General features: G+C 52.2%; 17 protein-coding genes. All 17 read right to left on the minus strand.

The annotated features are described in order from the left end of the window. Window positions 1-9: 9 nt before the first annotated feature. Window positions 10-1,332, minus strand: a complete 1,323-nt coding sequence (gene gcvPA, locus HZA73_11110) for an aminomethyl-transferring glycine dehydrogenase subunit GcvPA (GenBank protein MBI5806568.1) — start codon at window positions 1,330-1,332, stop codon at window positions 10-12. Window positions 1,333-1,410: 78 nt separating this feature from the next. Continuing rightward, window positions 1,411-1,797, minus strand: coding sequence for a glycine cleavage system protein GcvH (gene gcvH, locus HZA73_11115; GenBank protein ID MBI5806569.1), 387 nt, complete (start codon window positions 1,795-1,797; stop codon window positions 1,411-1,413). A 36-nt stretch (window positions 1,798-1,833) separates the two neighbouring features. Next, the gene (gcvT, locus tag HZA73_11120; protein MBI5806570.1) at window positions 1,834-2,934 is read right to left on the minus strand and encodes a glycine cleavage system aminomethyltransferase GcvT; all 1,101 of its coding nucleotides are present in this window, start codon (window positions 2,932-2,934) and stop codon (window positions 1,834-1,836) included. Window positions 2,935-3,110: 176 nt separating this feature from the next. Further along, window positions 3,111-4,607, minus strand: a complete 1,497-nt coding sequence (dacB, locus tag HZA73_11125) for a D-alanyl-D-alanine carboxypeptidase/D-alanyl-D-alanine-endopeptidase (protein MBI5806571.1) — start codon at window positions 4,605-4,607, stop codon at window positions 3,111-3,113. A gap of 84 nt (window positions 4,608-4,691) precedes the next feature. Further along, a complete protein-coding gene (locus tag HZA73_11130; protein ID MBI5806572.1) occupies window positions 4,692-6,098 on the minus strand; it encodes a glucose-6-phosphate isomerase in 1,407 nt (468 codons plus the stop codon). A 96-nt stretch (window positions 6,099-6,194) separates the two neighbouring features. Next, window positions 6,195-7,268, minus strand: coding sequence for a hypothetical protein (locus HZA73_11135; GenBank protein ID MBI5806573.1), 1,074 nt, complete (start codon window positions 7,266-7,268; stop codon window positions 6,195-6,197). A 132-nt stretch (window positions 7,269-7,400) separates the two neighbouring features. Then, the gene (locus HZA73_11140; protein ID MBI5806574.1) at window positions 7,401-8,495 is read right to left on the minus strand and encodes a 6-phosphofructokinase; all 1,095 of its coding nucleotides are present in this window, start codon (window positions 8,493-8,495) and stop codon (window positions 7,401-7,403) included. Between the two features lie 127 nt (window positions 8,496-8,622). Then, a complete protein-coding gene (locus tag HZA73_11145; protein ID MBI5806575.1) occupies window positions 8,623-9,756 on the minus strand; it encodes a glycosyltransferase in 1,134 nt (377 codons plus the stop codon). A gap of 61 nt (window positions 9,757-9,817) precedes the next feature. After that, entirely contained in the window at window positions 9,818-12,124 is a 2,307-nt protein-coding gene (locus HZA73_11150; GenBank protein ID MBI5806576.1) for a hypothetical protein, read from the minus strand. Window positions 12,125-12,199: 75 nt separating this feature from the next. Next, window positions 12,200-13,342: a DegT/DnrJ/EryC1/StrS family aminotransferase gene (locus HZA73_11155; GenBank protein ID MBI5806577.1), complete on the minus strand. Its 1,143-nt coding sequence runs from the start codon at window positions 13,340-13,342 to the stop codon at window positions 12,200-12,202. Between the two features lie 98 nt (window positions 13,343-13,440). Then, complete coding sequence (locus HZA73_11160) at window positions 13,441-14,499, minus strand: undecaprenyl/decaprenyl-phosphate alpha-N-acetylglucosaminyl 1-phosphate transferase (protein ID MBI5806578.1); 1,059 nt, start codon at window positions 14,497-14,499, stop codon at window positions 13,441-13,443. A 293-nt stretch (window positions 14,500-14,792) separates the two neighbouring features. Next, window positions 14,793-16,196, minus strand: coding sequence for a glycosyltransferase family 2 protein (locus tag HZA73_11165; GenBank protein ID MBI5806579.1), 1,404 nt, complete (start codon window positions 16,194-16,196; stop codon window positions 14,793-14,795). Between the two features lie 135 nt (window positions 16,197-16,331). Continuing rightward, window positions 16,332-17,312: a glycosyltransferase family 4 protein gene (locus tag HZA73_11170; GenBank protein MBI5806580.1), complete on the minus strand. Its 981-nt coding sequence runs from the start codon at window positions 17,310-17,312 to the stop codon at window positions 16,332-16,334. Next, complete coding sequence (locus HZA73_11175) at window positions 17,309-18,439, minus strand: glycosyltransferase (protein MBI5806581.1); 1,131 nt, start codon at window positions 18,437-18,439, stop codon at window positions 17,309-17,311. Before HZA73_11175 ends, HZA73_11170 begins: the two co-directional genes overlap by 4 nt. A gap of 56 nt (window positions 18,440-18,495) precedes the next feature. After that, window positions 18,496-19,044 (minus strand): acyltransferase, encoded by a 549-nt coding sequence (locus tag HZA73_11180; protein ID MBI5806582.1) that lies wholly within the window; start codon window positions 19,042-19,044, stop codon window positions 18,496-18,498. Beyond that, window positions 19,041-20,183 (minus strand): glycosyltransferase, encoded by a 1,143-nt coding sequence (locus tag HZA73_11185; GenBank protein ID MBI5806583.1) that lies wholly within the window; start codon window positions 20,181-20,183, stop codon window positions 19,041-19,043. The genes HZA73_11180 and HZA73_11185 overlap by 4 nt, the downstream gene beginning before the upstream one ends. After that, a complete protein-coding gene (locus tag HZA73_11190) occupies window positions 20,184-21,038 on the minus strand; it encodes a class I SAM-dependent methyltransferase (protein ID MBI5806584.1) in 855 nt (284 codons plus the stop codon). Window positions 21,039-21,063: the final 25 nt, after the last annotated feature.

Raw genomic sequence — 21,063 nt, forward strand, 5'->3', positions numbered from 1 at the left:
TTTTTTGAGCTAAACGTTGATCTTTGAGGTCAGCAGGTCCAGTTCCTCCTTGGTCCTCTTCTCGGTGACCGCCAGCATCATGTGGCCTTTTAATTCGGGATAGAACTTCTCCAGGTCCAGCCCCCCCAGTATCCCATCCTTCTTTAATTCTTCCAGCAGTTTGGCCACCGGCTGTTTGGGCTGGATCACGAATTCCTTGAAGAAGGGTGCGCTGAAGGAGGGCTTCAGCTTCTGCGACAGATAATGGCTCTTCTGCAGGCAGAGTTCCGCCACCTGCTTGATCCCGGAGCGGCCCATCAGGGAAAGGTAGACCGCGGCGGCCAGGGCGCACAGGGCCTCGTTGGAGCAGATATTGGAGGTGGCTTTTTCCCGGCGGATGTGCTGTTCCCGGGTCTGCAGGGTCAGCACCGCCCCCTCCTGCCCCTTGGCGTCGGTGGTCAGTCCCACCAGCCGGCCCGGTATCAGCCGCAACAGGTTGGTCTTGACGGCAAACAGTCCCAGATAAGGCCCGCCCAGGTTGGTGGGCATGCCCAGGGGCTGGCCCTCTCCGGTGACGATGTCGGCCCCGTATTCCCCCGGGGTCTTTAAAAGGCCCAGGGAAATGGGATCGACCGAGACCGCCAGCAGCGCCCCGGCCTTATGGGTTAGGTCCGAGATCTCGTCCATCTGCTCCAGATGGCCGAAGAAGTTGGGATGCTGGATCAGCACTCCGGCGGTGTTCGAACCCACGGCCTTCTTTAAGGCCTCCAGATCGGTGACTCCGTCCTTGAAGCTGATCTCAATGACATCGATCCCGGCCCCGCCGGCATAGGTGGCCAGTACCTGGCGGTAGGCGGGATTTACCGTCCGGGCGACCACCAGTTGTTTGCGCTTGGTGTGGTTGCAGGCCAGCACTCCGGCCTCGGCCAGGGCGGTGGCCCCGTCGTACATCGAGGCGTTGGCGGCGTCCATACCGGTCAGGGCGGTGACCAGGCTCTGGAATTCCCAGATGGCCTGCAGGGTGCCCTGGCTGACCTCGGCCTGGTAGGGGGTGTAGGCGGTGTAGAACTCGGAGCGCAGCAGAATGTGGTCTATGGCCGCCGGTATGTAGTGGTCGTAGGCTCCCCCGCCCAGGAAGGAGATCAGGGAGGAGGCCGGCTTGTTCTGCGCGGACAGTGATTTTATTTCTTTGACCGCTTCCATCTCGGACAGAGCCTTAGGAAGTTTCAGCTCGGCCTTGAGCCTTATCTCGGCCGGGATGTCGGCTATCAACTCGTCAAAATTCTTGACCCCGATCCGCTTGAGCATGGCCTGGCGGTTCTGGTCTGTATTCGGTATGTATGGCATTCTTATTCCTTGAAAATTATAAACGTTTCAAACCGTTTGAACCGTTTCAAACAGTTCAAACTTATTACGGCTTCCGTGCCTGGCTCAGTGACCGTGCTTCTCCATCTTGTCGTAACCGGCGGCGTCCATCAGGTTGGCGGCCTCGGCGGCATTGGACAGCTTGATCTTTACCATCCAACCAGCGCCGTAGGCGTCCTTATTGACCACATCCGGGGTCCCTTCCAGGGATCGGTTGACCTCGGTCACCTCGCCGGAAAGCGGGGCGTTGAGGTCGGAGACCGCCTTGACCGCTTCCACCGTGCCCAGCGGCTTGTTCTGGGAAACCTTGGCGCCGACGGCCGGCAGTTCCACGAAAACGATGTCACCCAGCTCGCCCTGGGCAAAGTCTGTGATGCCGATGGTGGCGGTGTCGCCTTCGATCCTTGCCCACTCGTGGCTGGCGGAATATTTCAGGTCCTTGGGAATGTTCATGATCTCTCCAATTTTGAATATTTTATTTTTAATGTTTTATTTCTTTATCGAGCTGTGCTTCCAGAACGGCGTCTCGGCCACCTTGGCCGGAACCATCTTGCCCCGGATCTCCACCTGGAAGGGCGTGCCCACCGCCGCGAACTCGGCCTTGATGTACCCGGTGCCGATGCCCTTGGCCACCGAGGGCGAAAATACTCCGCTGGCCACTTCGCCCACCTGGGCGCCGTCCTTGAACATCTTGTAATGTTGGCGCGGGAAGGCGTTGCCTTCGACCTCGAATCCTATTAGTTTTCGTTTTACACCTTCTGCTTTCTGCTTTAACAAGACATCTCTGCCGTTGAATTCGCCGGCCTTCTTGAGCTTGGTGATCCAGCCCAGGCCCGCCTCCAGCGGTGAGGTGGTCTGATCGATGTCGTTACCGTAGAGACAGTATTTCATCTCCAGGCGGAGCGAGTCCCTGGCCCCCAGGCCGATGGGCCGCAGGTCGAATTCCTTCCCGGCCGTGAACAGGGCGTTCCAGATCTGGCCGGCGTATTTGATGTCGAAGTACAGCTCAAAACCGTCCTCGCCGGTATAGCCGGTGCGGGAGACCAGCATCTCGACCCCGTCCACCTTCCCGGTGCCGAACCAGTAGAACTTCATGTCGGAGAGTTTCAGATCGCAGATCTTCTGCAGCAGCAGCTCGGACTTGGGCCCCTGCAGGGCCAGCTGGGCAACTTCGTTGCTGGTGTTCTTCAGTGTAACATTAAAACCCTTCGATTGTTCCTGGAGCCAGGCAAAATCCTTAGCCAGGTTGGAGGCGTTGACCACCAGGAAAAAATGCTCGGGGTAACGGTAGACCAGCAGGTCGTCCACGATCCCGCCTTCCTTGTAGCACATGGCCGAGTACTGGACCTGGTTGATTTCCAAAGCCGCCGGATCGTTGATAGTGCAGTAGGAAACGAACTTCAGGGCCTCGGGGCCGCGGACCTCGATCTCCCCCATGTGGGAAACGTCGAACAAGCCAGCGGCCGAGCGGACGTGGCGGTGTTCTTCGATGATCCCCTGGTACTGTACCGGCATCAAAAATCCCGCAAAAGGCACCATTTTGCCGCCTGCCTTGACGTGGTGTTCATAGAACGGGGTCTTGTTCTCCATGGTTGCTCCCTAAAGATATATTATGATTTTTGGTTTAACGAAAGGAATTCTGCCGGGTATAAACTGTTATTATAGCCTAAAGACGGTTCATTTTCAATTGAAAACAAAAAATAACTGTTAGTGTTTTTGCATGGGTTTCCTGTCTTCCTGAATTCCTAAGAAGTTTCCAGGCGTGATCACGGCGCTATCTCCAGCAGTTTTTCCAGTATCGCGTCCTGCACCCGGCGGACCTCTACGGCCTTGCCGGGATAATTGTTGAACATAATGACAAAACAGTATACTTTGTCATCAGCACCAAAGGCAAACCCGGCCAGGCAGGAGACCCCTGTCATGGTGCCGGTCTTGGCCCGGACCCTTATTTTGGCTCCACTGTTCTGCATCCGACGGTAAAGGGTTCCGTCCACCCCGGCCAGCGGCAGGGCCTCCAACAGCTCGGTCTGCAGCAGGGGATCGCCATACAGCGTCATCAGCACTTCAGCCACCATCCGGGGATAGCACAGGTTATAGCGGGAGAGACCGGAGCCGTCGGCCACCTTAAAACTGCCGGGGGCAAAGCCCATCCTGTGCAGGGTCTTCTCCACTCCGTTAAAGGTGTCGGGGCCGGAAGAAGCGAAGGCCATACTGTCGCGGGACACCTGCCGGAAAAGCATCTCAGCTATAAAGTTGTCGCTCTCCTTGTTCATCTTCTGAATCATGGCGTAAAGCGGGGGCGACTCATGCAGCGCCAGGCAGGCCAGGCTTTCCGGGGTTTGGCCGATCCTGGCCCGGCCGGTGAACCGAATACCCTGGTCTTCCAGGATCTGGACAAATAAGGCGCCGCTGTATAGAGCTGGCTCGGAGATGCTGAAGAAATTGTACTGCACCGAGTCGTCCTGGGGCAGGTGGCCGCTGAAGGTGAAGACGTCTGTCCCGTTGGCATGACTGCGTTCGGCCCTGATCTTCCTTTTTATCCCCGGCCTGCTGGTGGTGACCTGGTTCTGTATCCTGATATAAGACAGTCCGGTGCCGGCACTGACCGCGGCCCGGCGGCCTATCCTTGATGAAGGCCTAAAACTAACTTCAAAGATATTCTGATTGGCCGAGAGGGCCGAGACCGGGGCATTGTAGGCATGGGGGCCCTCGTCCCACATCCAGCCGGCCCCGTATTTGACGGTGTCCAGATACGAGGCGTCCACTATCAGGTCCCCGGTGATCTGAAAAATACCCCGGGACCTCAGCCGGAAGGCCAGGTCCTCCAGGCCGGTTGAAGACAGCAGGGGGTCGCCGAAACCTTTGAGATAGACATCCCCCTTGAGCTTTCCTCCAGCCCAGGAAGGATGTCCGTAGACCGCGGTTCTGAACCGGCGGTGCGGCCCCAGCTGGTACAGGGCGGCGGCGGTGATGAATATCTTATTGACCGAGGCCGGGATGAAAAGCTGGTCCTGGTTCTTGGCGTACAACGGGGCAGACCCGCTCAGATCCGTCAGATACAGCCCGCACTGAGCCTGCGCCAGCGAGCTGTCTGCTAGCAGGGAGTCTATGGCCATTGCCATCCGGACCCGCTTGAGGACTGCGCTGTCCGGGACCGCCAGCACCGCAGTAGTTTCCGGCTTAATGGCCCCCTGCCCGCCGCAGCCCTCTATTAAGGCCAGAATCAGCAGGACAAAAATACCATTGATTTTATTTTTAGACATTTACTTTTCAAAAATTGGCTGTGGGTTTTCCAATGTTTGAGGCTTCGCCATTTTTGGTCAAATTTTCCGGAGATCACAAATACTTTATACCACGTATTTTCCCAGGCTGCCCGCTTCATACTTTTCCACCTCCACCGCCCGGTTGGCAAAGCCCTCCTTGCCCATCAGGCCGTAAGTGTAGCGCTTGCCCTCCTCCACCCCCGGCTGGTCCATGGGATTGACCCCGAACAGCCCTCCGGCATAGGCGGTGGCCGTCTCCAATAGAAATATCATTTGACCAATGACCGGAGCGGTGATCTGGGGGATTATAAAACTGCAGTTAGGACGGCCGTTCTTGGCCAGAGCCATGGCGGTGGCCCTCTGTTCGGCGTTCAAAAGATCGCCGAAATCATGGCCGCTCAAATATGCCAGATCTTTTATCTTGGGATATCCTTTGGGGATGGACAGGGTTGCCCGGAATTTTTCCACCCGGATGAAGGTCACCACCTTATCACGCGGCCCCTCGGCATATAGCTGTATCTGGGAATGCTGGTCTGTGGCCCCCAGCGCCTTGACCGGTGTGGGACCGGTCTCTACCACCTCGTTCCGGCTGTTAAGCTTTTTGCCCAGACTTTCGGCCCACAGCTGACGGAACCAATCGGCTAAAAGATAAAGACTGTCGGAATAAGGCATCATCACGCTGATATGATAGCCCTTCCGGTAAAGCAGGTACTGGGTCAGGGCATAAAGCCGGGCAGGATTGCGCCAGGGATTTTCTTCCAGGGTTCTTTTGCGCATGGCGGCCGCGCCGGCCAACAGGCCCTTGATATCCACTCCGGTCATGACCAGGGGAAACAGGCCTACCGGGGTTAGCACCGAAAACCTGCCGCCCACTCCGGAAGGAACCTCCAGACTCAACAGCCCTTCCTCCCGCACTATCTGACGCAAAATGCCTTCCTCGGGGTCGGTTGTGACCACCAGGTTATTTTTCCATTTGGGGCCCAGCGATTTGAACAACCACGCCTTGAGCCACAGGAACTGGGCGCTGGTCTCGGCGGTGGCCCCCGACTTGCTGATGACATTGACCAATGTTGTTTTGGGATTAAGCAGGGACTGAATGTTTTTCAGTTTTTCCGGGTCCACGTTGTCCAGCACCCACAACCGGGGCCGGCCCTTGAGCGTTTTTTTATCCTGATGGTTGTAGGTCAAAGGATTCAAGGCTGCCTGGACCGCAGCCGTGCCCAAGGCCGAGCCGCCGATGCCCAGCACCACCAGGTCGCTGAATTTGCCCTTCATCATTCCGGCCAGGGCCAGCGATGATTTTAAATGTTCCGGTTTCTCAGGCAGGTCAAAATAATCCATCTTCCCCTTGGCTCTCTGCCGGAAAAACCATTCCGAGGCCTGGGCCGCTTGCAGACCGGATTTCTCGATCTGGGAGTATGCGATCCCATGATCTCCCAGCCGCTCGGACATCAGGTTGTTGAAATCAAATCTGATCTTAAGCTCGGACATTTTACTTCCCTCACTTTTAAACAGTTTACAATTTACCGGTTTACAGTTGAGACGTTTGTCGTTCATTGTTCATTGTTAGCTGTAGACTGCCTGCCCTCAACGGGAGTACTGCAGCGACAGGGCCAACATGTCCTGCTTGAGGCCGCTGCCGGAGAACAACCGGCTGGTGGCAGCGGAACAATTAAGGGTGACAGGGCCGACTGTAAACGACTGCCCGGCTGAGATGAAATACATATCCTGCAGGCTGGGATAATTTTGGATCAACTGCGGCACCAATGGCGTGCCCACGGTAAAAAAGCCGAACCGCAGAATATAGCCCCGAGATGCTGGCTGCAACTCCATACCCAGTTTAAAATCGGCCCGGCCCTGATAATCCCAGGAGGCGTTCTGCCATCCGGTGATGTCTATCTGTCCAGCCAGGGTGGAGGTTGAATCGATCCGGTAATTGAAGCCCAAGGTTGAAAGGGCCGGCACCACTCCGTAAAGCGCCAGATCGTCACCGCCCGGTTCCGGCAGATAATCGGCGGTGCCTGTCATCCGGCTCTCTGTGCGAAGGCGGGTAAACAATATCAGCTCGGAATTGATTGTCATTTCTATTCCGGCATTTAGGTTGAGTCCTTGGGCAGAACCCTGGGTTATAAGGGTATCCCCTTTTTGCCAGATCATGGCCACCGACCCCTCGCAGAAGGATAGCCCGACCATCACTCCCTCAGAGACCTCATAAAAGCACCCCAAGGCAGTCAGGTGCAGGTCCAGGCTGGCTTGATACTGGATATAGGGCTGCCATTGGTCGGGAAAGTTCATATCGGTTTTCATGTAATTTGCAAACCCTGCGGCCAGTCCCCAGCGCCCAAAATTCCAAGCTCCGGCGGCTGCGGCCGGCAGGGCCAGGGACTGCCTGGTGGTAATCAGCACGTGGCTATGACTATCCGAAAGGAAATCTCCCGATACCACCGCCGAAGCCTTTGTACCGGGGATCTTCAACCGACAGGGATTGCCGAACAAAGCTGCCGGCCCCCGGTTAAGACAAGTAACGTTACCGCTACCCAAAGCTGCCGCGTCCAAGGTCTGGTAATAGTTATACTGCAGCGGCAGGGTCAGCTGGTATTGGACGGCCCAGACCGGCCGGCAGAGCAACAACAGCAATATGGCAGCGGTGGTTTTATTCATATCTAAAAAATAGTGGGAGAGGGCAGGTAAGTTATGGTTGTTTGAGTTGATGTTTTATGCCACTTCGGCTCTGATCAATGCAAGTTTATGGGATAAATAATCTGCGCAATCTGCGGATGTGATGCCCCGGGATCAGTCCCCGAACACGGTGCCGATGGACTTGGCCGCCCGGATCACCTCGGAGTCCGGCTGGACCAGCCGCAGCTGGCCCACCGCCTCCTTGATGGGAACCGCCTCCACCTTCAGGCCCTTGAGGGCCGCCATCTGCCCGAACTCGCCTTTGGCCATCAGTTCCACGGCCTTGACCCCGAACCTGGTTCCCAAAATGCGGTCGAAGGCTGTGGGGCTGCCTCCCCGCTGCAGGTGGCCTAAGACTGTCACCCGGCAGTCGATCCCGGTCCGTTCTTCGATATCATCGGCCAGCTTTTGGCCTATGCCGCCCAGCCGCACCGGGTCGGTGGACTCCTTGATGATCTTGCGGACCACCATCTCCCCGCCCTTGGGCTTGGCCCCCTCCGAAACCACCACGATGGAAAAACGCCGGCCCTTCTGGTTACGCTCGATGATCCGCCGGCAGACCTGGTTGATGTCGTAGGGTATCTCGGGAAGAAGGATGATATCACCGCCGCCTGCCACTCCGCTGTAAAGGGCGATCCACCCGGCATAGCGGCCCATGGTCTCCACGATCATCACCCGGTGGTGGGACATGGCGGTGGACTGCAGTTTGTCCAGGGCCTCAGTGGCGGTCACCACCGCAGAGTCGAAGCCGAAGGTGACGTCGGTGGCGGCCAGGTCGTTGTCGATGGTCTTGGGAATGCCCACAGCCTTGATGCCCCGGTCTATCATCTGCTGAGTGATGGCCATGGTGCCATCGCCGCCGATGGCCACCAGGGCCTCCAGCTTGGCCAGTTCAAAATTCTCCTGGACCCGCTCGAACACGTCCTGGTATTCCATCTCCCCCTTGGCGTTCTTGACCGCGTAGCGAAAGGGGTTGTCCCGGTTGGAGGTGCCCAAAATAGTGCCGCCCTCGGCCAAAATGCCCGAGACGTTGCGCCAGTTAAGCTCGTGATACCGGCCCTCGATCAGCCCGGCGTAGCCGTCCTCAATGCCGATCACCTTCATCCCGTGGCCGTTGATGGCGGTCTTGGCCACCGCCCTGATCACCGCGTTAAGACCGGGGCAATCGCCCCCGGCGGTCAGGATCCCGAAGCGCTTGATCTTGGACATCTGTGAAACTCCTTATCTTGAGCTGTAGACTGCAAGCCCTAAGCTTTATGCTTAGGCTGGGAGTTGATAGCTATCAGGGGGTAACCCCACCCTTCCCTCCCCTCGAGGGGAGGGAAAGAGGGAGAGGTCAATTTAAGATCTCCTCCACCAGTTTGACCACCTCCTGGGCGGCCCGGGGCCTGCCCAGGGCCAGGGCGTTCTTGCGCATCTGCGCCAGTTTCTGGGGCGAAGCCAGCACCTCGTCCAGCCGGTGAGGAATGTCCAACTGATGCATGGCCTTTATCCCGGCCCCGTGCTCCAGCAGCATGTCGCTGTTCATGTCCTCCTGTCCGGGGATGGGGTTGACGATGATCATGGGCAGGCCGCAGGCCATAGCCTCGGCGGTGGTCAGTCCGCCGGGCTTGCTGATCAGTATGTCGGAGGCCCGCATGTATTCGTCCATCTGTTCGGTGAACCCCACCGGGATCATCTTGAACGGCATTTGCTCCCGCATCTGGCGGAGGCGGCCCAGCAGCTTGCGGTTCTTCCCGGCCACCACCACCAGCTGAAAGTTGGACCTGACCGAGGCCAGTGAAGCCACTATCTTCTCGATCGGCCCCACACCAAAACCGCCTGACAACATCAGCACCACGGGCAGTCTGGGAGCCAGCACCAGTTTTTCCCGGATGGCGGCCGGCGATTTCTTTTTGGAGAATTCCAGGCCCACCGGTATCCCCAGCGTCCGGATCCTCTCCGGCGGAACGCCCGAAGCCATCAAGTGCTGTTTGCTGTTTTCATCAGCCACCGCGTAGTGTTCGCATTCCGGCAGGATCCAATATGAATGCAGTCCGTAGTCGGTGGTGACCGTCAGCAGCGGGGTCTCTATCTTCTCCTTGCGCTTAAGGTCGCAGACTAGCTGGGAAGCCAGAAAATGAGTGGATATTATCAGATCCCACTCCTGCTCCCTGATGAAAGAGGTGAACTTGCGGGTGTTGAGGGTGTCCAGCAGACGCAGCAGGAAATCTGGGCGGTTCTGGCGTTTCAGATTGTCCGAGGTGGTGAAGATGTAGCCGAACAGCAGCGGTTGCTTCTGGGCCATGTACAGATAGATGTCGTGATAGACAGTCTTGTAGAGCAAGGTGGAGTATTTGAGCAGGTCGATATGGGTGACCTGGCAGCGCTCCTTGCTCTGGGGCAGCAAGGATAGCGATTGCTCAATGGCTTTGGCAGCCATGGTGTGGCCGGCCCCGGCCGAGGCCGAGATAATCAGGATGTTTTTCATAGTGTATCTGTTGCCCGTTCGCCGTTTGATGTTTACTGTTTGCCGTTTGGTGTTCAGGGCCTTAAAAGCTTTCCTTGTCCTGGCGGCACAACACCGATTGATAGGGATTGAATTCAATATCCTTGGGTTTTAAGGGCATCAGCGGTAGTTCCAGTTCGGTCAATGGCCCCTTTACCAGCACCCGCAGCCGGGCCTGCCTTTTTTCCCCAAAATCTACCAACAACGGAATATACATCATAAAATCCGGAGAAACTTCCTCCTGACGGACTTTGAGAGTCACCCGGAATTTGCCATCTGGGGTCTTGCTGGTAGTATAACAATATTTGTAGTTGGGAATATCAGTGCCGTAAACCCATTGATCAAAAAACCATCCCATGTCCATCCACAGGTGTTTCTCCGCAATTTTCCGGAACTGTTCAGTACTTACTAGGCTGTCGCGGTAAGTGGCATAATAATCGCGCATCATGCCGATGAATTTGTCCTCCTTCATGGTGTTCAGGTCTATCAACATGTTCCGCAGCATCTGGATCACCCAGGCCCCTTTTTTATAGGTTATCACCGCGTTGTCCTCAAAGGTCTCACTGGTGATGTTGCGTCGGCCCAGCCAGATCGGCCCCGACCCCTTGCCATCCCCCAGCAGATATTTGCGGTTGTTGATTATATCGTCCCGGTATTCTTTGAACCACTTGAAATAGTTTTCATTGTCTTTTAACGCGTTCTGCATATACCACAGACCGGAGAACTCGGAAAGGCCCTCCGAGAGCCACTGGTCGTGATAGGAGTCATGGCTCACACCGTAGCCCAGCCATTGATGGGCTACTTCATGGGACCGTAACACTTCCTGATAGCTCTGATATTTATTGTAGAGGTTGTTTTTAAAACTGTACCAGGCTAGGTTTATCAGTCCCGGAAAAGCTACACCCCCGCCAAAAGGATATTGGGCGGCGCAGAGCCTGGAGGCCGGGCATTCCCCGTAGACTTTTTGAAAAAAAGCCAGGCTGTTGGCCACATCGGCCCCCACTTGCTTTTCATCCATCCGAATCTCGTCCGAGGTCAGTATGGTCACCGGAGGAATGCTGTCGTTGATTATTTTAGTTTCCTTAAAATACCCCATATTAAAAGTGAAGAACTGGACCGGGGTGGAAGTGACCCAGCGGCTGTTGACAATTGCATCTACGGTATCAGATGATATCTGGTCTCCAACGCTGATGAATTTGAACTTGGAGGGATAATGATAGGTGACGTCAAACAGCGCCCGGTTTGACTCGCCAGCGTAGGGATACCACCCTGATGATGACTTGATATACACCCAGTTTTGGAAGCGTTCCATCAAATCACCATGGTAGAAAACTGTCAGGGTACAGACTTGACCTGAGGCCAGGGGATGGGGCGAACGGACCCACATATCGTCCAACTCCTTCCCTTTGTAAAATTCGGCCGGGCCCAAACCTGCCCAGGACACCGAGTCCGCCTCCACCCCGGCGCACCATTGGCTGGCAAGGTAAAAGTTGAGCCACCGGCTGTCAGCGTGGTGCGATTTTATCACCAATCGGCAGACTACATCCATTCTCTTCTCACCCGAAATCAGACAGTCCATTTTGTAATTTAAAATACTCAGCGATTTTCGGATCTTTTCCTTTTCCGTTTTCAAGCTGTCGGCCTGCCAATGGAATTTGGAGATCAGGTCCAGGCGGTAGGTAGTCAGAGTGGCCTCTTTAATGCTTTTATAAAACTCCACTTCCTCGAAGGAATAGGGATCGAGTTCGAAAATCTCGGCGGCTTGATTGCCGGGGCCTTTGATGTGGGCATAGAACAATCCATTGGGCTGTTTTCCCAAAATGGTCTTCATTATCTCCGGTTCGCAGTAATCGCCTTTCAAGACGGAGTTGTAGGTGATATACTTTACCGCTTCATCGGCGGCTGAACCGAAGTCCTCGGAAATGGTCAGGGGGCCGAACTTCAGTTTCCGGTCAAGTTCTTCCATGGTCCCGTCGGCGCAAAGAAGGAACAACTCGCTGAAATCCCGGTTGATGGAATCGTTCTGGTAGAACCTGGCGATCTGCTGCCTTTCGACTTTAGTGGGCGGAACAAAGACTATGTTCCCCTTTCCCTTGAACACCGCGGCGCAGCTGAAACCGTCGATGTCGGAGCACAGGAACATCTGCCCTTCGCTTAAGGTAATGGTGGCGGCATCGCGCTTCAGCACCAAGTCCTTTACCTCTGCCCCCCGTGGCCCGGCCTTAAGTTTCTTTAACTGCTGGCAGACCTTCTCGTATTGTGTTTTGGTTCCGTCTCCGGCCGGCTGGGAAAAAGCAGGGGCTGACAGGAACAATCCAATCATTAGGGTCCAGGTCATGCTTTTCAACATTAGTGTCCTCCCCTATTTTCTGTTATTTTGTTCTTAAATAATCCCTGGGCTGCCTCCGATGGTTTCATCTCTTTTTTACCGGCGCTGGCAGAATAGCATGATGGTCTTCACCACTTGCTCCTGATCGTTTAAACTGAGGCCATGATGAAATGGTAGCGCCAAACTGCGGTCAGCCGTATCCTCGGTCACCGGAAAATCCCCTCGTTTATGTTTCAGTTCCTTCACCAGGTATGGCTGAAGGTGAAGAGCCGGAAAGTAGTGAGCACAACCGATACCCTTTCCCTGGAGGTGCTTTATCAGCCGGTCACGGCCCAAGCCTTTGAGTTTTGGAGGAACCAGGGCCACGAATACGAACCAGCTGCGGGTTATTCCGGGAAAATCTTTTAACACGGTGAATTCCGGCAGGCGTTCGGCAAAAAGCTTTTGGTAGTTTTGGGCCACCTTTTTCCGCCTGGCCAAAATCCCGGGAAGCCTTGCCAGCTGGGCCAAGCCCAGTGCGGCGTTGATGTCAGCCATCCTATAATTATAACCCAGGTCATGATGGGCCAGCCAGCCGCCCATGGAATGGCGCCCCTGGTTGCGAAGACTGCGCATAGCCTCGGCCAGATCATCGTCATCGGTCAAGACCATTCCGCCCTCGCCGGTTGTGATCTGCTTGTTGGGGTAGAACCCGAAAGCCGAGGCGATCCCGAAACTGCCAGCCTGCTTACCGTGATACTTTGCCCCCAAGGCCTCGCAGGAATCTTCGATCAGGATCAGTTCGTGTTTTTTGCAGATCCTCTGCAAGGCGGAATAATCTGCAGGCAGGCCGAAGACGTCCACCGCCAGTATTGCCTTGGTGCGCCGGGTGATGGCGGCCTCTATCATTTTAGGGTCAATGTTCAGGGTCTTAGGATCGATGTCCACAAAGACCGGCCTGGCTCCCTGGTACAAAATGCAGTTAACCGAGGCGGCGAAAGAATAGGACGGAGTGATGACCTCATCGCCGGGCTTTAACCCCAGGGCATGGGTGATCAGGTGCAGCCCGGCGGTGCCGGAGGAGACCGCCAGGGCGTGCTTGCGGCCGGTGTATCTGGCAAAAGCTTTTTCAAATTTCAGGATCTCCGGGCCCAGGCTTAGGGTTCCGGACTTGAGTACCTTGATTACAGCGTTGATTTCGCGCTGGGTAATGTCAGGGGAGGCTAGCTTGAGCACTTTTACCTCTAAGCATTGTTCAATGTTGTGTGTCAAATATCCCAGAGCCTTTGATGGAATACGAATGATGTGTACCCTTTAGCAGGCGAAGCTCAGTGCACCCTGCCATTGATTCCCTGACCCTACTCCACTGTTTCCCGGGGCCAGCGTTTGGCCTCATATGAAACAGCGGGTCCATCTGCCTCAAGAGGGGCAAACATCCCCATCCTTATCATACATGCCAGTATCCCCAGCCACAGTACCAGGGCCATCCCGGCCGGCAAGAACCAAGGCAGATACAATGCAGATACAGCCAGCAGCCCGAAGATCAGTTGAAATAGATACATGATGAGAATGGTCTTCCAGACTGAATTATAGCGACGGTGCATCAGGTCGTACACGTGCCGCCGGTCCCCGGTGAAGATATCACGGCTCAGGACGATCCGGCGGACTATGGCCAGCCCGGTGTCCAGCACCAGCCAGGAGAGCAGGATGAACCCGGCCAGCAGATGGATCAGCCCGTGTGCGGACAGAAGTAAAAGCATCCAGCCCAAAATGCCGCCCATCACCAGGCTACCGGAATCGCCCATGAATATCCGGGCCGGCGGTTTATTGATGGGCCAAAACCCTCCGGCCGCCCCGGCTAGAATGGCAGCCCAGCAGGCCAGGATCATGTCCCCCAAAAGCATTCCCAGCACCAGGAACCCCAGTCCGGCCAAAACCGTCAGGCCCGCGGCCAGGCCGTCCATTCCGTCCAGAAAGTTCAGGGCGTTGGCCGAGGCCACCAGCGCCATTATCCCCAGCAGGAAATCCATCCTCTCGAATCCCAGCAGGGTCAGGTGCCTGGAGACCAGCATGATCATCAGCCCTGCCCCGAACAGGCCCAGGGCCTTGATGTAGGGCTTGATCTCGTGCAGATCATCCAACAGGCCGGTAACGAACAGACCGAAACATCCTATGCCCATGGCCACCAGCTGGCGGTTAGAGATGATGACCCCGGGCAGCAGCCAGCAGACCTCCAAAGTGACCCAGATGGCCATGCCGATGGCAATGCCGCCGCTGCGGGGAATGGAATTGCTGTGCATCCCCAGTTCGTCGGGATGGTCCATGATGGCCAGCCTCCGCCCCAGGATCCTGGCCAGTGGCCCGGTCAGCAGCGCAGTTAAAAAGGCCACCATAAGAAGCAGTAAGTAGTTCAGCATCAACTTGGCTATTGGTTATTGGAAAAACATTGTCCGGGGAACGCTGATCAGCAGGAGAGGTCGGACAATCGCCCGGTAATTGACCACAGAAGGCAACAGGGATTCTTTATCGGCCACAAAAACACAGTTCAATTTCTAAATTCATATATCGAAGGCTTAAATCACCGCCATCCCTTTCATTTCTGCTAGTACCTCCGCTAAAATTTTGGTCCTCAAAGCGGGCTAATATCAAAGCGAAAGCTGACAGCAGACAGATTGACGGGATCCCGCTTTTGGGGGACAATGCCAAATGCTCAATCTGCAAAACTGCCTTGTTCAATGGGTTTCTTTGAATGATCCCGGTTTGAAACAATACCCGCGTCAACCCGCGTTTTTTTGGTGCCCCGCCAAAAGGGCAAAGTTACCAGACCCCAGAGCGAGCCCAAACCATAGGAAAAGTGCAGGGTGACAAATACCAGTGGCAGCAACAGCAGGGAGCCTAACGACAGTTTGGCGTTTACAGTTGTACTGTTTTCCGTTGGGTCGGTTGACGTGTCATTCTGAGGCATGTCCTGAGTTGGGCTACCTGACTTACGAGCGAAGGAGGGGCAATCCACCTTGCAAGCCGAAGAATCCGTTTTATGCTTATGTTTGCCAGACTGTAGAATGAAGAAAACCATGGCAGAAAAATAAGCGAATAGCTCCAGGAACAACATTCGCAGGAACAGCAGGTGCCAGCTCCAGGCTTTTAGATTTAGAACTCCGGGTTGCTTAAGACCAAAACCCTTTATGCCGTGCAGTGCATTGGCCAGCCTGGTCCCTGCCCCGTGGCCCCAAAGGTTGGCGCCCAGGCCGGAAAGGCTGAGGACGGTGAGAAGGATCAGGGAAGAGACGAAGATCAGGGGAATGAAGTGGCGCAGGCTTAGGGCATAGGGCGCAATGTATCTGGTATAGACCACCCACTGGCCGTTCATGAAGTTCTGGGCCCACAGCCCGGACAAGGTTGACCGGCAGTAGTAATGGCTTTTGATCTTGGGCGTCAGGTAGATATTGCCAGGCGTTGGGGCTTTGCTATTGTTATACGGTTGTGATGCCATTGACACACCATTGTTGCCCGATCGTATTCCCTTGCGTATTCTTGCATTCAGTTCTATGTCCTGGTTCCGGTCCAGCCGGGGGTCGTACCGACCGTACTTGGCGAAGGTTTCCCTGGGGAAACAGCCAAAAGTGACTGTGTCGGTATAGCCCTCGTAGTTTCCCATCCGGAAGGCCCCTCCACCCAGACCAAAAGCAGAGGCATGGGCCAACATAATGGCGTTGCTCATGGTGGTCCCACTGCCGATATTGCAGGCCGGTCCGCCCACGTTGCCGGCCTTGGTCTGTTCCAGGATTTTTACGCAGCTGGAAACGTAGTCCGGCTCCATCACTGCGTGGCCGTCGAAGCGCAGGATGATGTCCCCCCTGGCCTTGGAGATCCCTAGGTTCATGGCGTGGGGCACGGTTAACTTGGTGTTGGTAAGCACCTGAATGTGGAAGTCATCATACCCACTGTCGAACTCGGCAATCTGATCCAGGGTATCGTCGTCGGATAACCCATCCACTATCAGCAGTTCCATGCATTCCTTGGGGTAGTCCTGGGCGGCAATGGACTGCAGGCAGTTTACAATAAACTCCCCTTCATTTCTTACCGGTAGTATTATGGAGACATGAGGTTGCATTAAATACCGATTTACTTTTATACTTTCAACTTTTTTACTTTCAACTTTTTGCTTTCAACTCTGAGGACTCGTTGCGGACGGGGTGGATTATGGTGACAAATGGCTGCAATAAATTTTTGACAGGATTAACATGATTTATTTGCCGGCCATTACTTCTTCTACGGCTTGAAGCAATGCTGCCTTCCTTTTTTCCAGAGGGAAAACATCAATTATTCTTTGCCGGGCCTTTAGGCCGTATCCGTTCGGCAGGGCCAGGGCTTTTTTAATGGCCTCGGCCACGGCTTCCGGGGTTTGTTCTTCTATGTAGATGCCGGTATCGCCGACTACTTCGGGCAGGGCCGCCATGCGGGAGACAACCGGAATGCACCCGCCCAGCATGGCCTCGGCCACTGAACAGCCGAAGGATTCGTGGTATGAAGCCTGAACGTACACCTTGGCCTTGGCGTACCAGTTTTCAAGATCTTCATTGTATAACCCGCCGGTGAAAGTTACATTTGGCGGAGTGATCTTTTTCAATTCTTCCACACTGCCATCATGGCTGGGACCTATCAGGTAATATTTTATATCCGGCAATAAGGAAGCTGATTGGACAAACAGCTTAAGGCCTTTTTTAATTACCGTTTCCCTGGTAATCCGGCCGACTGTTATCACGTCATTAACTCTGGGGTTTTGAGGCAACGGTTCTTTGCCAAAACCGTGATAAAGGCATTTAACCTTGTTTTCTTTGGCCCCGGTATTTTTTATAGATTCAGTCCGATTGAAATTAGAAACGGATAGGGCCAGATCGCAATGCTTAAAGACGTAGTCAGGGCACCACCTTTTCCAACATTTTGCATAAAGACCGTAACCGATGGCTGGTTCATTGGCGACGTCGTCCCCCCCGGCGACAACGATTGATTTTTTGTTTAACATTCGGGCAAATAGAACGGCCCAAAACGCCTGCATTTTCCCGAACCAGCAGAAGACCAGATCGCAGTTCAATACGGCTTTGAATAAACTGACTGACGGCAGAAATGAATTGCTTTCAACATTTACCGTTTGGTGGAAGTCGGATAAAATGTCATGATCCTTTTTCACAAAGGACATCATCTTGGGATGAACAAAACATATCTTCATACAATCTTATCCATCAAAGGGATTATCTTAGAAGCCCTTTGTACCCAACTGTTTTCCCTAGCATAGTTCTTTCTCTTACACTTTTTGCTTTCATCGTTATCCTTAAGGACCTTTTCTATAGAACCTGCAAATGCCTCCGTGTTATCAGCCATTTCCACCCATTCTTCATATTTGCTCATTTCGGGTAAGGAGGTGGATACTATCGGCAAACCCATCGCCATATATTCATGGAACTTATTGGGATCAACATATTTATTGAATTCGCAATCCAATCTGTATGGTATTATTCCCACATCAAACAACTTAAGGTAACCAGGCAAAACAGCCCAATCCAACCAGCCGGTTAAGATCACATTAGGCATGCCCTTTAATTCATTGAAAATGGGGGTCTCCGCCATCTTTCTGCTTTGAACCGGCCCCACCAAAAGAAAAGTCCATTCCTTTTTTAATTCGGCCAGTTTCAGCAACAGCTCCGCGTCCAAACCTTCGTGGATAGTGCCCAAATAACCTATGACAGGTTTTATTATGCCTTTTGTTAAATTGGCCCTTAAATCTTCGGCGGCTCCAACTCCGGAGAAATATTCATAATCTGCGGAATTTGGCAAATTATGGGTCTTTTCCTTAGCCCCGTTTAATTCTTCGGCAAGCTTTGACGCCGTGGTTATGATCAAGTCGGCTCGTTTTACCAATGCATGATCCAATGTAAACACCAACCCGGCCAAATCAGGACTTAGGCCTACTGCCTTTTCATATTTGTCGTATCTTTCGTAAACCACTTTATAGTTAGCCGGAAGGTCCATTTCCATTAATTGATACGGATGCGACAGCCATAAGACAGTATTGTCAGGTAAAAATCCCCTGTTTTTTAAGAGTTTTTCTACCTGGCTTCTATATATGCTCTTTTGAATTTTCTGAGCAAAAGGTATATGCCGGGCAATAAGTGGATGGATGTATAATTTTGGTCTATTAACTGACAAGTTATTGCCGTGTTTTTGGGGCTCTGATTCAAATACCTTACGCCACCGTTTAATATTACCGAACAGATCTGTAAGCATAAAAATTGGCCGGTTAAAGCAAACAACCTGCCCGTTACTATCAGCCAACTGGCGGGCTATCTCGTTAAACATACTGGCCCGATAGGATAGTTCCCAATCGGGCGAAAGAAATACTATAAGATTTTTTATCACTGAAAAGGCAATATATATTCTAATTTATAGTTCATCTCCCGGCTGCGTGTTCCTATCGGCTTGGCCGGGATACCGGCAACTATAGTGAATTCCGTCACGTCTCTTGTTACTACCGCACCGGCTGCCACTATCGCGCCCCTGCCTATCTTGACCCCGGGCAGAATCATGGCAGCCGAGGATATCCAAACGCTATCCTCTATTATTACAGGTTTCTTCTCCGTGTTGAACATGGGATCATTCGGCAAATGCTGCCAGGTGAATATTTTCACGTAGGGCGAGATATTAACATTGTCACCCATAGTTATCCCAGCCCTAAAGTCCAGATGGCAATGGTGATTTATAACGCTATTCTTTCCCAATGACAGCTTGCCGAAATGTTTAAAGTCAAAATGACAGTTACGTTGTATGACCGAACGGGAACCGAACTTTGCCTTTAGGATAAGAATGTATACCAACCTGCGAATGATCCAGAAAGGGCAGGCATTAACAAATTGATTAATGACGTACATCCCAAAATAGAATATGAAGGCTTTTATTCTTTTCATAAATAATCCTTGATCTGATTTACCCTGTTGTCCCAATTTTGGGTAAGGCCGTATTCTTTTCTCTTTGTCTGACTGGTCTCATCCTCTTTAAGCGCTTTTTCTATGGCGGCAATGAACTGATCCTTGTTTTCTGCCAGATACACATAATCCTTGTACGGCCTTACCCCGGCCAGGTTCTGGCTTACTATTGGTTTACCGGTAGCCATATAGTCAAAAAGCTTTATGGGGCTTTCGCTGTCTACTAGTTTGTTTGCCAAATGCGGTAACAGACAAACATCAAATGAAGCAATTGTGCCAGGCATTTGCGTATATTCCATCCCATCTATAAAATATACGTTTTTAGGCCAGTCAATCTGGGCGTCCAGGCTTTTGTTTCCGACCAGGACAATACTCCAATCAGGTTTTTCTTTGGCAATGGCCTTGATAAGTTCCAAATCCAATCGGTAATTTATACTGCCCACATATCCCAATACCGGTTTGGGTATATCTTTTAGACTATTATATAAATCCCCGTCGGTTATGAGCGAAAACACTTTTTCGTCCACCGCATTTGGCATTACTGCAATGTTTTTATTGAGCGGGGTTTTGATATCTCTCAAATATTCTGTTTGGACAAATACCTGGTCAGCTTCCTTGGTTAGCTGGTTATCCCATTCTATTATACTTTTTTTGATGTTCCGCCAATTATCAAATTCACTGAATTGCTCGCTGCAATCGTAAATAAGTTTATACTCTTTAAAACATTTTAGCCATAGTGCATCAAACGGCAGACTGGCCCAGAATACGTCCGGTTTAAAACCTTTGGGCAGTTTGGAAAATATGCTCCATTTTACTATAGATAAATTCAAGCCCTTCAATGCCCCGGTGGTAAAATAGGGCAGGATAGAAAATGGGGTGATAATTGTTATTTTCCCAAGATCAAAAGCAAAACCCGCTTTAAAAACCCTTGACCACCTTTGGGCGGATTCTTTATCTGCCCTGCCCGTCAGGTATTTAATAAGTGAAGTGCCGCTTAATGGCAATTCGATAAAATATAATGTTTCTACCCCCGGTAATTTTGAAAGACGCATGGCAATCTGCTGGCGCCTACGCCATTTATCATCCCACTGATCTGAATAATAGAATATTCTTTTTTTCATCTACACACAACCCACAATGTCTTTACTAGACATTTTTATAAATTTGCTCAATACCTCTTTATTTTTTGCACCAACTACAACTATATTATCTCTAAAGACCCATTTTAATAATGGGATACTTTCCAACACAACTATTAAAGTTCTATATGGTATTGGTAGATTATCTATATTGTTTCGCCTTGTAACGTATACTTTTGTGAAAAAACCCACAGACTGTAAATCATTTTTCAAAGCAAGCGGGTTTTTTATATTAACATGACCGGCTTTACATTCTTCTACTTGCCTTTCATTAGAACTTTTCAGTTTCTTCATTTGGACTATCTGCCTAATATGGCGTGTAGCCATATATACATGTTTTTGTAGCCACTCATTTGGGTGTGTACCTATCACTATTACTCCGTCATCTTTTAGGATGTAATATGACTGTCGTAAACACTCAAGCCATTGCCATTGATATAAATGCTCAACATTGGCCCAACTCATAATTCTATCAAATAGTACACCATTAAAGGGCATTGACTCTGCACAAGCCTGTATTATCATGAATCTTTGTTTAACGTCATTACTGTAGAAGTCAAAACATTCTTTTGCTTTTTTAATAGCCTCATATGCATAATCAAAACCGAATGACTCAACGCCTTTATAGGCTAAATACATAACCAATTCACCACGTCCACATCCGATATCTAACACTTTCATTCCAGGCATAATTTTCACTTTACATAAATCATTTAAACGACAACATAGTAGCTTAGCACCTTTGTTATTGCAGAAATATTCATAGTTGCCAGGAGCCATTTGCTTAAAATAGTTTTCGTCATATTTATTTTGACTATAATATTCTTTCCCAATCATAAAGACCTCAATAATTACAGTTATA

This window comes from candidate division TA06 bacterium (genome assembly GCA_016235665.1).
Lineage (GTDB): Bacteria > Edwardsbacteria > AC1 > AC1 > EtOH8 > UBA5202.